The organism is Bradyrhizobium rifense (assembly GCF_008123425.1).
In the GTDB taxonomy this organism is placed as follows: domain Bacteria; phylum Pseudomonadota; class Alphaproteobacteria; order Rhizobiales; family Xanthobacteraceae; genus Bradyrhizobium; species Bradyrhizobium rifense.
The window spans coordinates 141633-157646 of record NZ_VSSS01000008.1; the positions used below are offsets into that span (position 1 = coordinate 141633).

Genomic DNA, 16014 nt, shown 5'->3' on the forward strand with positions numbered 1-16014 from the left:
TGCAAATCGCGGCAGATTCACAAGACCTCCGCTTCCAGCTCCTCGCCGCTGCGCTGCTCGTCCGAGACCACCCTGATGCTGACGTCCATGACGTCGAAGGCATCCTGGGTGCCGACATAGATGCCGTGCAACGGGATGGCCTGGCGCGGATCGCGGGCGACCGCAACGCGGATGAGGTCGCGGGTGCCGACGATGCCGTTGGTCGGATCGAACTCGATCCAACCCGCGCTCGGCAGATAGACCTGCACCCAGGCATGGGTCGCGCCGCCGCCGACGTGGTGCTGCGCGATGTCTTCGGGCACGAAGATATAGCCGGAGACGAAGCGCGCGGCGATGCCGAGCCGGCGCAGCGCCTCGATCATGAACAGCGCATAGTCGCGGCAGGTGCCGGTGCCCCATTGCAACGTATCGAACGGGGCTTGCGTGCCGGGCTCATGACGCCTGCGGTATTTGAACTGCTTGCGGATGGCGTGCGTGATGCGGCACAGGATCGTGAAGGTCGGCGACGGCGCGTCCTCGTCGAGAAAGCTGCGCGCCCATTCCGCGATCTTGCCGTCGGGATCGGGATATTGCGGCGTGATGTACTGGACCAGATCGGGCAATTCCGCGTCGTGATAGACGAAGGGATAGAAGTAGGCGGGATCGTCCGGCGTCAGCGCGAATTCTTCCACCGGGTTGTGCTCGACGGTGACGTGCCAGTCGAAGGTCAGCCTATCCGCGCGCGCGTCGAAATCGGCGATTGCGACCGAATTGCCGAACACGTCGTGGATCCAGCGCAACGACATCGGCTCCGGCGAAATCTTGAGCCTGGAGTCGAGCACCCGCAGATCATGGCCGTCGCTTGGACGCAGCATGAATCTGTGCTCACCGAACGCCACGGGACGGTTGTAGCGATATTCGGTCTTGTGATGAATCGTCAGCAGCGGCATCGTCGGGAGATCATGGTGATTTTGGGCAGACCCATTGTGAATGATTCTTTGCCCAATTTCCGGGGGCGACTGCTTTTTCCATAGGCAATCAGGATGGCTTTCAACACAGCCGAGGCGACGGATCAACTCCTGGGACAAGGTGATATTCCGCCAGTGCATGAGGTGAATGCGGCAGGCACATCGCCCTTCCTGCTCACATCGGACCATTACGGCCGCATTCTGCCGCGCGCGCTCGGCGATCTCGGCGTCTCGGAAAGCGAGCTTGTCAGGCACATCGCCTGGGACATCGGCATCGCCGGCGTCGCCGAGCGGATGGCGGAGATGCTGGATGCGCATCTGATCGCACAGCGATATTCACGGCTCGTGATCGACTGCAACCGCGCACCGGGCGTGGCGAGCTCGATCCCTGTCATTTCCGAGGCAACGGCGATCCCGCGCAACGAGGGCATTTCGGACAGCGAACGCGCGGCACGGCGGCGCGAAATCTTTGAGCCCTATCATCACCGCATCGACGCGGCGATCGACAGCCGGATACACGCCAAGCGGCCGACGGTGCTGGTGTCGCTGCACAGTTTTACGCCTGTTTATGCCGGCGTCGCGCGGCCCTGGCACATCGGCGCGCTCTACAATCGCGACAGGGTGCTCTCACAGCTGCTGCTGAAACATCTGCGCGCCGAGGGCGATCTCGTCGTCGGCGACAACGAGCCCTATGCGGTGAGCGATCTCAGCGACTACACCATCCCCGTCCACGGCGAGGCCCGCGGCCTCGTCAACACTGGCATCGAGATCCGCCAGGATCTGATTGCGGATCAATCCGGCCAGCGGCAATGGGCGGAGCGGCTGGCCAGGATCTTTGCGGAGATCGAAATGGAGTTGAAGCCGGAGCTGTTGGCCGGCTAGCCGCCGCGCGTCGCGACGAACAGCGCGAGCGCGGCAAAAACCGCGGCGATACCCCACAGCACATAAGCGATGCGGCCTTCGCCGCGAGCATCCAGCGTAGCCTCGGCAGGGTTGTCGGGATTGACGTGGACCTCCACGGTCGCGCCGTCCTGATAGCGCGACATCAGCTTCTCCAGCATCTTGGTGGAGGCCTGTGGCGTGCCTGCCGCAACCCGCGCGCATTCATTGATGTAGCGGACATTCTGGTAGCTGTAGGTATAGGTCACGCGCTTGCCGAACATCTCGACGCCACGGCTTTCGCCCGGCTCGCTCGCCTCGTGATATTCCTCCATCTCCGATAGCTTGATGGTGCCCGGCACCACCGGCCAACGCGTCGCCATCGAGGCCTGCCGCCGCACCGCCCAGCCCATCAGCGCAATGACCAGGCCGAACGCGCCGAAGCCGACGACCATGCCGGCAAGATCGGGCCGGCCGACATGATGCGCGAGCCAGTTGTAGCTCTGGTTGAGGCCGAACGCCGAGCCGAAGATGATGGCGACCACGATCGCCGAGCCGATGCCAAGACAGCCCCAAAGGCCCTTCGGGAGGTCGCGCTCCAGCACCGCCTGATCGGGATGGCGCGGATTGTAGTAGACCGTGACGATGCTGCCGGCCGGGTATTTCGCGAGCTGCTCGGCGACCTGGAAATTGCCGAGATCCTCGCCGATCGAGATGCGGTTACAACTCAGCTTCCGGCCGCTCACCGAATATTCGTAAGCGACGTTAGCGAAGTTGCGGCTCTCCATGCGGTAGCCGTCCTCGCGCTCGTCGTCGGACACCCTGACCTCGCGCACCTCGGCGACTGATGTGACGACCTTGCCTGATGCCTGCGGCCAGCACCGCGCCTCGCGCGCCTGCCAGGTCTTCACGATGGCGGCAATCAGGACCAGCGCCAGCGGCGCAAGCAGCATCGCGTAAACCAGCGGAGGCAAATTCGGCACGGCAAAATCCTTCGTCAGCGGCAATGCTTCCTTGGACGCATCGCCACGGACGAAGGTTCAACCGGGTTATCGGCTCATTTGGCCCGGATCAGCGCCAGCCAGATGCCGCCGCCGATCATGAAGCCGCCGGACACGCGCGACACCATGCGGGTGCGGCGCGCCGAGAAAAAGCCGCGGACCTGACCGGCAAGCAGCGCGTAGATTCCGTCCGTCAAGCCGGCAAGCACCATGAAGGTGATTCCGAGCACCAGGACCTGCGACAGGTGATCCTTGCTCATGTCCATAAACTGCGGAATGAACGCGCCGAAGAACACCAGCAGCTTCGGATTCGACAACGCCACGACAAAGCCCTGCAAAAGGAAGCCGCCGCGAGGGGGCGGCGGCGGCGCGTCGGTGTCGACGCCTTCAACCGGAGAGCGGATCAGCTTGAAGCCGAGCCAGACCAGATAGGCCGCGCCCGCAAAGCGCACCCAGTTGAACCAATAGCCCATCGTCGCCATGAGCGTGGTGAGGCCCACCGCAAGGATGCCAATCACGATCAGCAGCCCGACCTGCACACCGAGAATGTTGGTCAGCGCCGCGCGCGTGCCGTGGCGCAGGCCGTTGGCGATGACGAGGGTGACGATCGGGCCCGGCAGCAGCGCGAGCGCAATGCAGGCAGCGACGAAGGCGAGATAGGCTTGCATGGACATCATGGGGAGGACTCGGCTTGGGGCGTTTGCTTGTATTAATGCATGGCACTTACTTCCCGTCCAGCGCCGCTGTCATCCACGCTTTCATCTCCTGCGTCTCCAGGAATGCGAGCGCCGCATGCTGCATCGCGCTGGCGTCGCCCCGCCCCTGCGCCGCCGCGACGAAAAGATCGCAGCGCCGTGAGACGGCAATTCCGACCGCGGCATGGCTCGCACCGTCATATATCGCGAGATCATAGCGCCGCGCACGACCGTGCATCTCGCCGACATGCACGACCTCGCCCGGCGTGGTCGCCGTAAAGCGTGGGGTGATCAGATCGATATCGGCGACACGATCGACCTCGTCGTCATCAGCGACGCCGCTGTCGCAATTGCAGAAGCCGCGCTTGGCGCGGACATAGAGCTCTGCGCCGTCGCAGGCGCCTCCCTCGCAGCGAAACGCGCGGCCCGCAGGCCAGCCGTCGCGCGGGAACGGCCAGGCGAACTCGCGCCAATGCGCCGATGTCGGCGTGGGCGACGGCCCGAGCTGATAGGCCCCGACGGCGGACATGCCGAGCGCGGCAAGGGCAAACGCGATCGTCGCCGCCGACCGCATCGTCAGTTCTTCGGCAGGCCGGCGACGGCGCGTGCCGGCCCGGTCAGTTCGAGAATGTGCAGGCCGGTGTTGGCGCGGTCGACGATGTAGATGTAGCCGCGGTCGTCGGTCTCGACATTGTTGGTCTGGATCGCGACCTTGCAGCGCTCACCGCCTTCGACCGGAATGCAGCGCTTGTCGGTCGCCTGCGTGATCGCCGGAATGAAATAGCCGACTTCCCTGGGATGATAGGGATCGCGGATGTCGAGCGCGCGCACGCCGGCATTGAAGAAAGCGATGAAGGCCATCTTCTTGTAATAGACCGGCGCCATGCTCTCGTTCGCAGAATGCGAGCCGAAGCGGCCGCCGCGCTGGCAGAATTGCCCGCTCGCCTCCGGCACGGTGTAGCTCGAGATCATCATCGGCCGCGTTTCGGTGGTGACGTCGGCGAACCACACCATCTGCCGCGCCTCGCCGCATTCGTTCAAGATCGCCTCGTCGACGATCATGACAATGTCGCGGGTCTTGCCGTCCTTGTCCTCGGCGAATTCCGCAACCGGCATGTCGAGCATCGGAAACGTGGTGTGCGCGCCGTTGAACGCCGACATCGGCATTCGCGAGATCTCGGGAAGGCGCAGATTGTCCGGCGTCGGCTCCTTAGGTCCGTTCAGAAGCTTGTCGCGATCAACGATCTGCAAAATGCCGCCCTTGTTGGTGCCGTAACCGAAATAGACCCGGTTGCCATTAGGCCCGGTCGAGATCGGCCCGTGCAACTCGGTCGGCACCGCACCGGTCGATCCGGGCTCCTGGCCGGGCAGGCCGAAGTCGCGGATTTTCTGCGGATGGGCGGGATCGGAGAGATCATAGATCTGAGTCATGCGCCGTGTGCGCCAATCCGGCGCGCCCGAGACGAGATAGGCAATGCCGGTGTCGCATTCCCACCAGCTCTTGTGCGTGTCCTTCAAGCCACTGAGGCGCGTGATCAGCGCGGGGTTGGCGGGATCGGCAACGTTCCAGATCTCATGCGCCTCGCTGCCAAAGGTGCGCAGCATATAGACCGCGCTGGGATCGCCTTTCGGCAAGCTCTTGCCGTCGCACACGCGCACCATCTGCGCGCCACCGGATTCATACTTGCCTTCCTGTCCCGGCAGATGCCTCAGATATTTGGGATGCGCGGGATCGGTGACATCGACGATCGAGGTGCCGTTCGGCTCCGCCTGGCCCGTCATCGGATTGACGGGCGCTGGCACGTCGTCGGTGCCGCCGTGGTGTCCGATATAGGCGATCCAGCGGTCGCCCTGGCGATGGATGGTCGGCTGATAGGCGCTGCGCGCCTGCAAGTCGTTGGTGCCCACCAGCTTCATGTTGGACGCCTCGGGCGGCGCCCCGATGGTCTGCTTCTGGGCATGAACAAAAGTGCTGCCGGCGAAAAGGACGAGGGCGGCAGCAGTCAGGACGCAACGGAACATCAAAGTCCTCCCGGAACCAATCTGCGTTGGCTGAGATTCAAGGCTAGCACAGCCGTTTGCAGGCGCCAAAGACATCATCTTGACATGCAACCTTTTGGTTGCCTATTATCGCCACCATGGATGAGGTCTTCAAAGCGCTCGCCGATGCGTCGCGACGGTCGCTGCTGGACAGGCTTCACGCCAGGAACGGCCAGACCTTGAACGAGCTTTCCGAAGGCCTGGAGATGACGCGCCAGGCGGTGACAAAACACCTGGTCATCCTGGAAGAGGCCCATCTGGTCACGACCATCAGGCATGGCCGCGAGAAGCTGCACTATCTCAACCCTGTGCCGATCCACCAGATCGGCGAACGCTGGATCAGGAAATTCGAGCGCGGCAAGCTCGCCGCACTCAGCGAGTTGAAACGCCAGTTGGAGAAGCGTGATGAGTAAGCCGCAATTCGTCTATGTCACCTACATCGAGACCACGCCGGAAAAGCTGTGGGAGGCGCTGACGTCGAGCGCGTTCACGCGGCAATACTGGTTCGGCGCCGAAGTTCACTCCGACTGGACGGTCGGCTCGCCCTTTGCGCTCACGCTCGACGGCGAGGTCACCGATTCCGGCGAAATCCTCGAGGCCGATCCGCCGCGGCGCCTGTCCTACAGTTTCAAGCACCACAAATATGAAGAGCTGCGCGGTGAGCCGATCTCGCGCGTCGTCTTCACCATCGAACCCTTTGGCTCGCTCGTGCGTTTGACTGTGTTGCATGACGGCTTCGTCGAGGGCGGCAAATATCTCGGCGCCGTCTCCAATGGCTGGCCGGCGATCCTGTCCCAGCTCAAGAGCCTGCTGGAGACCGGCAAGCTGCTCGGCATTCCGCGCGCGGCGCTCAACAAGGGGTTCGACGCAAAATGAATCTCGACCAATTCAAACCGCTGACGGTCTACACCATCTACATTGCCTCCACGCCGGAGAAGGCGTGGGAGGCGCTAACCTCGGCCGAGTTCAGCCGAAAGTATTTTTCCGGCTTTGCGGTGGAGATGCAGCCGAAGCTCGGCGGCAGCTTCATCGTGCGCGCGCCCGACGGTTCGGAGCACATCTCGGGCGAAGTGTTCGAGTACGATCCGCCGAGGAAGCTCACGGTGACGTGGAACGTCAACTGGCCCGACCTCGTCGCCAAGCTCGGCACCACGCTCGTCACCTACGAGATCGAGCCAGCCGGTGAAGCCGTCCGCCTCACCATGAGCGAACGCCACGACCGCGAGCTCAGCGACGACATCCTCTCCGGCGGCCGCACCGGCTGGCCCGCGATTCTGTCAGGGCTGAAGAGTTTGCTGGAAACAGGGAAGGCGCCGCAGATCAAGATGTCACCGCCAGCGCGGATGCTGGCGGCGTTGAAGGCGATGGGGATCAAGACGCCGTAGCGGCCAGAATCTGCGGCCTTATTGCTTCTTCTTCACCACCGGCGGATGAATCTCGTCGATCTTGCGACGACAATCCCCTTCCGAGTCGTGCGGGCCAGAGACGAAGGTCCCGCTGACCTTGGTCGCATACCAGCCCGACTCCACGCCGAGCCGCAGCGCTTCTTCTGTCTTGACGTGCCGTGGGGAGAGAATTTGCATCAGGTGCTTTCGGTTGGCGTTCGATCTCATATCGAAGCGCAATGGAATCTTTCAGGTATCCGTCGTGATGAGCAGGCTCCGCGGATGCGGGGAATGAGCGGCATCACATCGCCCGCGTATAGTCGTGGCGCCGCGTATGCGCAGAGACGACTGTTCTTTCCGACATTGGCGCACCGTGCGCGCAATCACGGCAATTAGCTATCGTTTTCTCGCCCCCGCCGGACTTTTGAAGCGCCGAATGCCGCTGTCGACGAAGCGTGCAGGCCGAGCAGGGACGGCGGGACGATTGTGGCGACGCCGCAATGCACGCGCAGCGAAATCTTGGCCATCGGCGCGATTTTCCAGCCGATACCTATGGACTGCGCAGACGATCGTGCCGCAAATTGTACCTCCAAGCAAACACGCGCGAAGAGCGGACCCGCCCCCACCGATGAGCCTGCGTACCCGGTTACTGATCCTCGTCATCGCGGCCATGCTGGTGCCGGCGAGCCTCGTTGGCTTGCGCTTCGTGCAAAACCGCACCAGCGAGATCAACGCGGCCCTGGCCAATCTGGCCGCATCCGCCGACGACATCGCGAGCGATCTGAACGAGAAGATTCAGGGCACCGCCCAGCTTCACTACGGCCTCGCCCGCGCCCGCGACGTCGACACGCGCGACAAGGCGGCATGCTCGGCGTTCCTGTCGGATGTGCGCGAAGAATATCCGCAGTTCACGGGCATCCTGACCATCGACCCCGACGGCAGCCTGTTCTGCGACTCGCTCCGGACCAACCGCGCGCTCGATCTGAATGATCGTGCCTATTTCAAGCAGGCGAAGGTCTCGCAGGGTGTCGTCGCGGTGGAGCCGGTGTTCGGTCGCCTGACCGGAATATCGGTGCTTCAGATCGCCTATCCGGTCCGCTCGGATGCGGGCGTGCTGAAATTCGTGCTGCTCGCTTCGTTCAACCTGAACAAATTCGCGGAATTTCACGATAAGCGTCTGCTCGCCGAGAAGGAGATCCTGTTCGTCGACAGCAAAGGGACTGTCCTTGTCGCCCCCAAGGGCAGCGGCTGGAGTGAGCCCGTCGGCGCGTCGATCGCGGGGTCCGACCTCTTCCGCTTTGCGGCAACGCCGGATGGCGAAGCGTCGCGAGAGGTCACCGATCGCCAGGGCCGCACACAGGTCTGGGCTGTCGCCCGCTCGCCGTCGATCCGCAAGGCCGGCCTCACCATCATGGTCGGACGCTCCAAGGACGGGCTGGTCGCGGAGGCGAACCGCCGGCTCTACGAGGACATGGCGATCCTCGCGGTGGCCTCGCTGCTGCTGCTGGCCGGCATCTGGATCCTCGCGACCGTCAGCGTCGGGCGCCAGATCGGACGGCTTGCCGCAATGGCAAAGCGGCTCGGGCTTGGCGATCTCAGCGCGCGCATTCCACCGCCGCATCCGAGCGGCGAGCTCGGCGGATTGATGGCCCTGCTCAACGGCACCGCCGAGTCGCTGGAGCAGCAGCGCGCCGCCATCGCCGACCTCAGCCACAAGCTCAGCCAGTCCCAGAAGATGGAAGCCATGGGCCAGCTCACCGGCGGCGTGGCGCACGATTTCAACAATCTCCTGACCGTCATTCTCGGCAACTCCGAGCATCTCGCCGACAGGCTGGCAGGCAACAAGGAATTGCAGCGGATCGCCAGCGATATCGCAACCGCCGCCGAGCGCGGCTCCGACCTGACACGCAGCCTGCTCGCCTTCGCGCGCAAGCAGCCGCTCCGGCCCAGAGAGATCGACATTGGCGAGAAGGTCGTCGGCATGGAGCAGCTGTTGCGCCGGTCGCTCGGCGAGCACATCGAATGCAGCTTCGCGTTTGGAACCGATTTGTGGCTGACCAGTGTCGATCCCGGCCAACTGGCAACCGCCCTGCTCAATCTCGTGCTCAACGCCCGCGACGCGATGCCTGACGGCGGCAGACTGATGGTCGAGGTGCGTAACAACTCGCTCGGTCAATCCGACCTCGACGTCAACGGCGAACCGCGCCCCGGCGACTACGTCATGGTGGCCGTGACCGATAGCGGCTGCGGCATGGCAGCCGATGTGGCCAACCGCGCGTTCGAGCCGTTCTTCACCACCAAGGAGGTCGGCAAGGGCACCGGGCTCGGCCTGAGCATGGTCTACGGGTTTGCGCAACAGTCCGGCGGTCTCGTGCAATTGCAGTCCGAACCGGGGCAAGGCAGCGTCGTCAGGCTGTTCTTCCCGCGCATCGCGGCGACGCTGAATGAGGAGACGGCTCCGGCGGAACAGATCATCGCCCCCGACGGAAGCGAGACCGTTCTCGTCGTCGAGGACGACGACATGGTGCGGGCCTATGTCGAGAGCGAACTGCGGACGCTCGGCTACCACGTCATCGCGACCTCGAACGGGCCCGCGGCGCTGGAGGTGCTGCGCCAGCCGGGCGACATCCACCTGTTGTTCACCGACGTCGTGATGCCCGGCGGCATGTTCGGGCCGGAGCTTGCAAGGCAAGCAACTGCGTTACGGCCCGATCTCAAAGTGCTCTTCACCTCCGGCTACAGCCAGAATCCCGTCAAGACGCCCGACGGGGTCGACGCCAGGATCCTGACCAAACCGTTCAAGCGGCAGGATCTTGCCGCGATGCTGCGATCGGCGTTATCGGCGTTATCGGCGCCGCCGCGCTAGCGAGACACCAGCAGCAGCGCCACGCCGAGATTGGCCGCGAACAGCGCGGCATCGATGACGAAGATCCGGAGCATCGGACCTTTCAGCACGGGCCAGTAAGCTACGCCGACGCGCCCGCCGCGCATCAAGACCGGAAGGTTATAGGCGAACTGGCTGAAGTGGCACGCGGCGAAGAACAGGAACAGCGCAAGCTGCGCCTCGATCGGCTGGAAGAACGACGGACGCGCGGCCAACAGATAGAGCGAGAGAAGGCCGATCGGCAGATTGATCCCGCCGAGGAAGGCCACGCTGGCCGCCAAGGTCGGCGCGATGGGATTGCTGCGCTCTTCACGCGGCAGGAGGATCTTCAGCGTGTTGGCTTGCGCGATGCTGAACTGGATGAAGGCGCCGCCGAACCAGAGCGCGTTGAGCAGCAGGACGAAATCCGAAAGGTGCATGATCATTTTCCGTAGAAGGCTTCGCTGCGCACCACGCGGCCCGCATCGTCGAAATCCATGAATTCGCTGGCGCGAGTGTCGCCGAGCTGCCACCACACCGTCAGCCGTGCGATCACGTGGTCCCAGCTCCAGCTCAAGATCTTAAGGTCCGCACTTTCGACGTGACCATAGGCCTCGCGCCAATAGGCCCGGATGTTCTCGGCACCCGTGACAACAAGCGAACCGGTCAGCGACAACGCCAGAGGACTGCGCATCTGCGCATCATCGGCAAAATGCGCGACGACGGCGTCGATATCGACCTTGCACCAGTTTGCGCACCACACCGCGACAAAGCGTTCGGCGGCTGCGCGATCCATTGTCTGCGCGCCCATATTCTGTCCGCTCATGACGCGGCCCTCCCCCGGCTCGTTGCGGGGAAAGTGGCAAAGCTTGCGCATCATGTCAACTATGTTGACTTTAAGACTCGTCAGTTGTTGTCGGCGATCGTCTCCATCACGGCCATCCACGCCGCCGCGCCGCGCGTCCCGACGCGATCGAACGCCTCGCGCATGACCTTGCGCTCGTGGCCCGACGCCGTTTGTTCGATGCGTTGCCCCGCAGCGGTCAGGCGCAAGAGCTTGGAGCGATGCTGCTCGGGCGACCGCTGCGATGTCAGGAGCTTGCGCTCCAGCAACAGATTGAGCGGCCGGTTCAGCGCCTGCTTGGAAATGCCGAGGATTTCGATCAGCGATCCGATGGCGATGTCGGGCCGACGCGCCACCACATACAGGATGCGATGGTGCGAGCGCGACAGGCCCTGCTTGGCGAGATAGTCGTCGGCCTCGAGCGTCATCCCGCGCCAGCCGTAATACATGAGCTCCAGCGCCGCATCGAGATCGTGCAGCTTCGCAAGGGAGGCGCGGTGAAGCCCCGCGGCTTGAGACGTCTTTGGCATCGTCAGAAACTAACCTCTCGCCCGCAGCTCGCGCCGGAGCACCTTGCCGGTTGCCGTCATCGGCAAGGTCTCGGCGAACTCGACGAAGCGCGGATATTCGTGCGCTGCGAGCTGCACTTTCACGAATTCCTGGATCTCGCGCGCGAGCGTATCGCCCGCAGCAAAGCCCGGGCGCAGCACGATCCAGGCCTTGATCGATTCCGTGCGGATCGGATCGGGAATGCCGACCACGGCGGCCATCGCTACCGATGGGTGCTTCATCAGTGTATGCTCGATCTCGGACGGGCCAACGCGATAGCCGGCGGTGGTGATGACGTCGTCCTCGCGGCTGACGTACCAGAAATAGCCGTCCTCATCCTGCACGCAGAGATCACCGGTGAGCAGGAATTCGCCGGCATATTTCTTCGCCGTCGCCTCGGGATTGCGCCAGTATTCGAGCATGGTCACGGGGCACGGCTGACGCACGCCGATGATGCCGCGGTGCCCGCGTGGCTGCTCCTCACCCTTGTCGTTGACGATGCGGACATCAAAACCCGGCGTCGCCTTGCCCATCGAGCCGGGGCGGATCGGAAACAGGTTCGAATTGCTGCCGATCACGAGATTGCACTCGGTTTGGCCGAATACCTCATGGGCGTTGACGCCAAAGGTCTCGCGCACCCAGCCGAGCAACTCACCGCCGAGGGACTCGCCGCCGGTAAAGATGCTGCGCAGCTTGACGCCGGAATGCTTCACGCCGGCCTGTCGCATCAGCTTCAGCGCCGTCGGCGGCAGGAAGACGTTGCGGACGTCGAGATCGGCCATCATCTGCATCGCCGCCTGCGGCTCGAATTTTCGCGCGCGATGACCGACCAGGGGAATGCCGTGATACCAGAACGCGAACAGGCCATTGACGAGCCCGCCGATCCAGGCCCAGTCCGCCGGCGTCCACATGAGGTCGCCGGGCCTGGGCAGGAAGTTGTGGCACATCTCGACATTGGGGAGATGACCGAGCACGACGCGGTGCGCATGCAGCGCGCCCTTCGGATTGCCTGTGGTCCCTGATGTGTAGATGATCAGCGCGGGATCATCGGCCGAGGTCTCGACGGTCGCAAATTCCTCGGATGCCGTTTCGATCGCCGACCAGAACGGTTTTGCGCCAGCGTGAACGGCGCCGCTTGTGACGTAGATGTCCTGCAAATAGGGCAACCGGTCGCGGACCTTTGTGAGCTTCTCCCAGCCGGCCTCATCGGTGATGATGGCTCTTGCTTGTGAATTCGATAGGCGGAATTCCAGCGCGTCCTCGCCGAACAGGGCGAACAGCGGGATCGAGATCATCCCCGAGCGGAGAGCGGCGAGATGCGCGATCGGCAATTCAAGTGACTGCGACAGGAACACGGCGACGCGATCGCCGCGCACAAGCCCATCTGCCTTCAGCACATTGGCAAAGCGCCGCGACATCTCGGCGACCTCGTCGAAGGAGGTGCGCGTGGTCGCGCCGTTCTCGTCAACATAGACCAGCGCGAGGCGGCCCGTGCCGTCGGCATGACGGTCGCAGCAGGCCTCCGCCATGTTGAAACGCGCCGGGATGTCCCAGCGGAAGTTGCGGTAGAGCTCGTCGTAGGTTGAGGCTTCGGTCAGCATGGACTTGATCCTACCGCACCGTCGCGAAAAACTTTCGCACTTCGCGCACGAACAGCTCGGGCTGCTCGAATGCGGCAAAGTGCCCGCCCTTCTCCATCTCGCTCCAATGGGTGATGTTGGAAAAGTTCGGCTCCATCCAGCGCCGCACCGGCGTGATGATCTCCTTGGGAAACACCGCAACACCGGTTGGCACCTTCACGGCCGGCGTCGTCCGGCGTTTGCCAAAGCTTTCCCAATAGAGCCGCGCCGACGACGTCGCCGTCTCCGTCGTCCAGTAGAGCATGACGTTGTCGAGCAGCTCGTCCTTGTCAAAAATGTTCTCGGGGTGGCCATTGCAATCGGTCCAGGCCCAGAATTTTTCCAGGATCCAGGCCGCCTGCCCACTCGGCGAATCCGTCAGCCCGTAGCCGAGCGTCTGCGGCCGCGTCGATTGCTGCTTGGAATAGCCGGAGTCGAGATCGACATAATGCTTGAGCCCCGCCAGCGCGCGCTTCTCCTCCGGCGTCGCCTCGCCCTCGACCTTCGGCGCCGCGTTGAAGGCGAGCGTGATGTGGATGCCGGCGCAATGCTCGGCGTCCTGCATGCCGAGCGAGGTCGTCACCGCCGAGCCCCAGTCGCCGCCTTGCGCGCCGTAGCGCGCATAGCCGAGCCGGTCCATCAGCTTCGCCCAGGTCGCGGCGATGCGGTCGACACCCCAGCCGGTGGTTTTTGGTTTGGCAGAGAAGCCGAAGCCCGGCAGCGAGGGGCAGATCACATGGAAGGCGTCCGCGGGATCGCCGCCATGCGCGACCGGATCGACGAGCGGCGCGATCACCTTCTGAAATTCGACGATCGAGCCGGGCCAACCATGGGTGACGATCAGCGGCAGCGCGGCCGGCTCTTTCGAGCGCACATGCAGGAAGTGGATGTCGAGCCCGTCGATCTCGGTGGTGAACTGATCGAAGCGGTTGAGTTTTGCTTCACGCGCGCGCCAGTCGTAACCGTCGGCCCAATAGGCGCAAATCTCCCGGATCCATTTCAGCGGCGCGCCCTGGCTCCAGTCATCGACCAGCTCCGCCTCCGGCCAGCGGGTGCGGGCGAGGCGTGATTTGAGGTCGGCGAGGATGTCGTCGCTGATGGCGATGCGGAACGGCTTGATCGCGGCGGTCATCGGTTAGCTCCCGATTGTTTATGCCGGGAGAGTAGACCGGATCGCGGCGGCGACAAAGGTGCCCATCCTCCCCTGGACGAGGAAGAGCTAGCCCGTCAGCGCCGCCTTCACCAGGCCGCTGGCCTTACCGAAATCCATCTGCCCGGCGTACTTCGCCCGCAGCGCCGCGATCACCTTGCCCATGTCCTTCATGCCGGCGGCGCCGGTCTCGGTGATGGCGTCCGCGATCGCCTTCTTCACCTCGTCGTCCGACATCTGCTTCGGCAAGTACGCCGAGATGACCGCGATCTCTTCCCGCTCCTGGGCGGCGAGCTCGGCGCGACCGCCCTTGTCGTAGAGCTCGACCGACTCCTGGCGCTGCTTGATCATTTTCTGGAAGACGCCGAGCAAATCGGCATCCGACAGCGGTGGCTTGCCGTTGCCGCGCGCCTCGATGTCGGCGTTCTTGATGGTCGAGTTGACCATGCGCAGCGTGGACAGCTTGCGCTCGTTCTTGGCCTTCATCGCCTCCTTGACCGCATTGTTGATGTCGTCGCGCAGCATGACCGTGATCCTCTCAATCCGTTGCGCCTGATCTAAGCCGTTTGCGGGAAAGAGGCCATACCGGGCCCACGGTTGATTGTTTCCGATCCGGCGGCCGAAACTGCGCAAAAATTACCCGTTCCAGCTTAAGTGCCTGAGGGGACCTGTCAAATATGCAAAAACGCATGTGAATCCGCCGTTTCCCGCTTTGACGGGCGCGCGTCGGGGGCTTATGAAGCGGGCTCATGACACAACATGAAAACGATACCGCCTGGCCGGACCATAAACCGACCGCGCTCCTCGTGCTCGCCGATGGCACGGTGCTCGAAGGCTTTGGTCTCGGCGCCGAAGGCCACGCCGTCGGTGAAGTCTGCTTCAACACCGCGATGACCGGCTATGAAGAGATCCTCACCGATCCCTCCTATGCCGGCCAGCTCATCACCTTCACCTTCCCGCATATCGGCAATGTCGGTACCAACGAGGAAGATATCGAGACGGTGAACATGGCCGCGACGCCCGGCGCGCGCGGCGTGATCCTGCGCACCGCGATCACCAACCCTTCGAATTACCGCGCCACCAAGCATCTCGACCAGTGGCTGAAGGCGCGCGGCATCATCGGCCTTTCCGGCATCGACACCCGCGCGTTGACTGCGCTGATCCGCAGCAAGGGCATGCCTAATGCCGTGATCGCGCACGCCAAGGACGGCGAGTTCGATTTGCATGGCATGAAGGAAGAAGCGCGCGAATGGCCCGGCCTTGAGGGCATGGACCTCGTGCCGATGGTCACCTCCGGCCAGCGCTTCACCTGGGACGAGACGCCGTGGCTGTGGGACAAGGGTTTTGGCCGCCAGGACAAGCCTGAATTCAATGTCGTCGCGATCGACTACGGCATCAAGCGCAATATTTTGCGCCTGCTCGCCGGCGTCGGCTGCAAGGTGACGGTGGTGCCGGCGACGACCTCGTCCGAAGACATTCTGGCGATGAAGCCGGACGGCGTATTCCTGTCGAACGGCCCGGGCGATCCGGCCGCGACCGGGAAATACGCAGTGCCTGTGATCCAGGACGTGATCAAGTCGGGCACGCCGACCTTTGGAATCTGCCTCGGCCATCAGATGCTCGGCCTCGCCGTCGGCGCGAAGACCAAGAAGATGCATCAGGGCCATCACGGCGCCAATCATCCCGTGAAGGACGAGACCACCGGCAAGGTCGAGATCACCTCGATGAACCACGGTTTTGCCGTGGACGAGAACACGCTGCCGAAGGGCGCGACGCAGACCCACATCTCGCTGTTCGACGGATCCAATTGCGGCATCCAGCTCGACGGCAGGCCGGTGTTCTCGGTGCAGTACCATCCCGAGGCTTCGCCGGGTCCGCGCGACTCGCACTATCTGTTCCAGCGCTTTGCCGATCTGATGCGACAGAAGAAGAGCGCGTAAGGCTCCGCTCTCTCGCAACCTGCTTTGACGACATTGAGCCCGGGCCTTTGTCCCGGGCTTTTTTCGTCAAGGGAACGCCGCCTCACGCCGCTCGTTGATCTC

General features: G+C 63.5%; 18 protein-coding genes. 6 read left to right on the forward strand and 12 right to left on the reverse strand.

What is annotated here, in order from left to right; all coding sequences use genetic code 11:
* Positions 1-17 precede the first annotated feature (17 nt).
* The gene (locus tag FXB40_RS03815) at positions 18-929 is read right to left on the reverse strand and encodes a transglutaminase family protein (RefSeq protein ID WP_148770867.1); all 912 of its coding nucleotides are present in this window, start codon (positions 927-929) and stop codon (positions 18-20) included.
* 93 nt (positions 930-1022) lie between these two features.
* Here FXB40_RS03815 and FXB40_RS03820 point away from each other — a divergent pair, with 93 nt between their 5' ends.
* Positions 1023-1829 (forward strand): N-formylglutamate amidohydrolase, encoded by an 807-nt coding sequence (locus tag FXB40_RS03820; protein WP_148770868.1) that lies wholly within the window; start codon positions 1023-1025, stop codon positions 1827-1829.
* Here the strand turns inward: FXB40_RS03820 and FXB40_RS03825 are convergent.
* The 4 genes from FXB40_RS03825 to FXB40_RS03840 form a co-directional block, all read right to left on the reverse strand.
* Positions 1826-2809, reverse strand: a complete 984-nt coding sequence (locus FXB40_RS03825; RefSeq protein ID WP_148770869.1) for a DUF3592 domain-containing protein — start codon at positions 2807-2809, stop codon at positions 1826-1828. The two genes, FXB40_RS03820 and FXB40_RS03825, sit on opposite strands and share 4 nt — an antisense overlap.
* 74 nt (positions 2810-2883) lie before the next feature.
* A complete protein-coding gene (locus FXB40_RS03830; RefSeq protein WP_148770912.1) occupies positions 2884-3501 on the reverse strand; it encodes a LysE family translocator in 618 nt (205 codons plus the stop codon).
* A gap of 49 nt (positions 3502-3550) precedes the next feature.
* Positions 3551-4096 carry a hypothetical protein gene (locus FXB40_RS03835; RefSeq protein WP_148770870.1) on the reverse strand — a complete coding sequence of 182 codons (546 nt, stop codon included), beginning with the start codon at positions 4094-4096 and terminating at the stop codon, positions 3551-3553.
* A gap of 2 nt (positions 4097-4098) precedes the next feature.
* Positions 4099-5544 carry an LVIVD repeat-containing protein gene (locus tag FXB40_RS03840; RefSeq protein WP_148770871.1) on the reverse strand — a complete coding sequence of 482 codons (1446 nt, stop codon included), beginning with the start codon at positions 5542-5544 and terminating at the stop codon, positions 4099-4101.
* Positions 5545-5660: 116 nt separating this feature from the next.
* Between FXB40_RS03840 and FXB40_RS03845 the strand changes: the two genes are divergently transcribed.
* From FXB40_RS03845 to FXB40_RS03855, 3 genes are read left to right on the forward strand one after another with little or no spacing between them, the layout of a single operon-like run.
* Positions 5661-5975 (forward strand): ArsR/SmtB family transcription factor, encoded by a 315-nt coding sequence (locus FXB40_RS03845; RefSeq protein WP_148770872.1) that lies wholly within the window; start codon positions 5661-5663, stop codon positions 5973-5975.
* Positions 5968-6438, forward strand: coding sequence for an SRPBCC family protein (locus FXB40_RS03850; RefSeq protein ID WP_148770873.1), 471 nt, complete (start codon positions 5968-5970; stop codon positions 6436-6438). The genes FXB40_RS03845 and FXB40_RS03850 overlap by 8 nt, the downstream gene beginning before the upstream one ends.
* Positions 6435-6947: an SRPBCC family protein gene (locus tag FXB40_RS03855; RefSeq protein ID WP_148770874.1), complete on the forward strand. Its 513-nt coding sequence runs from the start codon at positions 6435-6437 to the stop codon at positions 6945-6947. The genes FXB40_RS03850 and FXB40_RS03855 overlap by 4 nt, the downstream gene beginning before the upstream one ends.
* An 18-nt stretch (positions 6948-6965) precedes the next feature.
* Here FXB40_RS03855 and FXB40_RS03860 read toward each other — a convergent pair whose 3' ends face one another.
* Positions 6966-7145 (reverse strand): hypothetical protein, encoded by a 180-nt coding sequence (locus FXB40_RS03860; protein WP_246207349.1) that lies wholly within the window; start codon positions 7143-7145, stop codon positions 6966-6968.
* 430 nt (positions 7146-7575) lie between these two features.
* Between FXB40_RS03860 and FXB40_RS03865 the strand changes: the two genes are divergently transcribed.
* Positions 7576-9813: an ATP-binding protein gene (locus tag FXB40_RS03865; protein ID WP_148770875.1), complete on the forward strand. Its 2238-nt coding sequence runs from the start codon at positions 7576-7578 to the stop codon at positions 9811-9813.
* Here FXB40_RS03865 and FXB40_RS03870 read toward each other — a convergent pair.
* The 6 genes from FXB40_RS03870 to FXB40_RS03895 form a co-directional block, all read right to left on the reverse strand.
* Entirely contained in the window at positions 9810-10250 is a 441-nt protein-coding gene (locus FXB40_RS03870) for a hypothetical protein (RefSeq protein WP_148770876.1), read from the reverse strand. The genes FXB40_RS03865 and FXB40_RS03870 overlap by 4 nt on opposite strands.
* A gap of 2 nt (positions 10251-10252) precedes the next feature.
* Positions 10253-10621 carry a nuclear transport factor 2 family protein gene (locus FXB40_RS03875; protein ID WP_187436654.1) on the reverse strand — a complete coding sequence of 123 codons (369 nt, stop codon included), beginning with the start codon at positions 10619-10621 and terminating at the stop codon, positions 10253-10255.
* A 95-nt stretch (positions 10622-10716) separates the two neighbouring features.
* The gene (locus FXB40_RS03880; protein ID WP_148770878.1) at positions 10717-11184 is read right to left on the reverse strand and encodes a MarR family winged helix-turn-helix transcriptional regulator; all 468 of its coding nucleotides are present in this window, start codon (positions 11182-11184) and stop codon (positions 10717-10719) included.
* A 9-nt stretch (positions 11185-11193) separates the two neighbouring features.
* Complete coding sequence (locus FXB40_RS03885; protein ID WP_148770879.1) at positions 11194-12804, reverse strand: acyl-CoA synthetase; 1611 nt, start codon at positions 12802-12804, stop codon at positions 11194-11196.
* 10 nt (positions 12805-12814) lie between these two features.
* Positions 12815-13954 carry an epoxide hydrolase family protein gene (locus tag FXB40_RS03890; protein WP_148770880.1) on the reverse strand — a complete coding sequence of 380 codons (1140 nt, stop codon included), beginning with the start codon at positions 13952-13954 and terminating at the stop codon, positions 12815-12817.
* An 87-nt stretch (positions 13955-14041) separates the two neighbouring features.
* Positions 14042-14497, reverse strand: a complete 456-nt coding sequence (locus FXB40_RS03895; protein WP_148770881.1) for a GatB/YqeY domain-containing protein — start codon at positions 14495-14497, stop codon at positions 14042-14044.
* Positions 14498-14721: 224 nt separating this feature from the next.
* Here FXB40_RS03895 and carA point away from each other — a divergent pair, with 224 nt between their 5' ends.
* Positions 14722-15912: a glutamine-hydrolyzing carbamoyl-phosphate synthase small subunit gene (gene carA, locus FXB40_RS03900; RefSeq protein ID WP_148770882.1), complete on the forward strand. Its 1191-nt coding sequence runs from the start codon at positions 14722-14724 to the stop codon at positions 15910-15912.
* Positions 15913-16014: the final 102 nt, after the last annotated feature.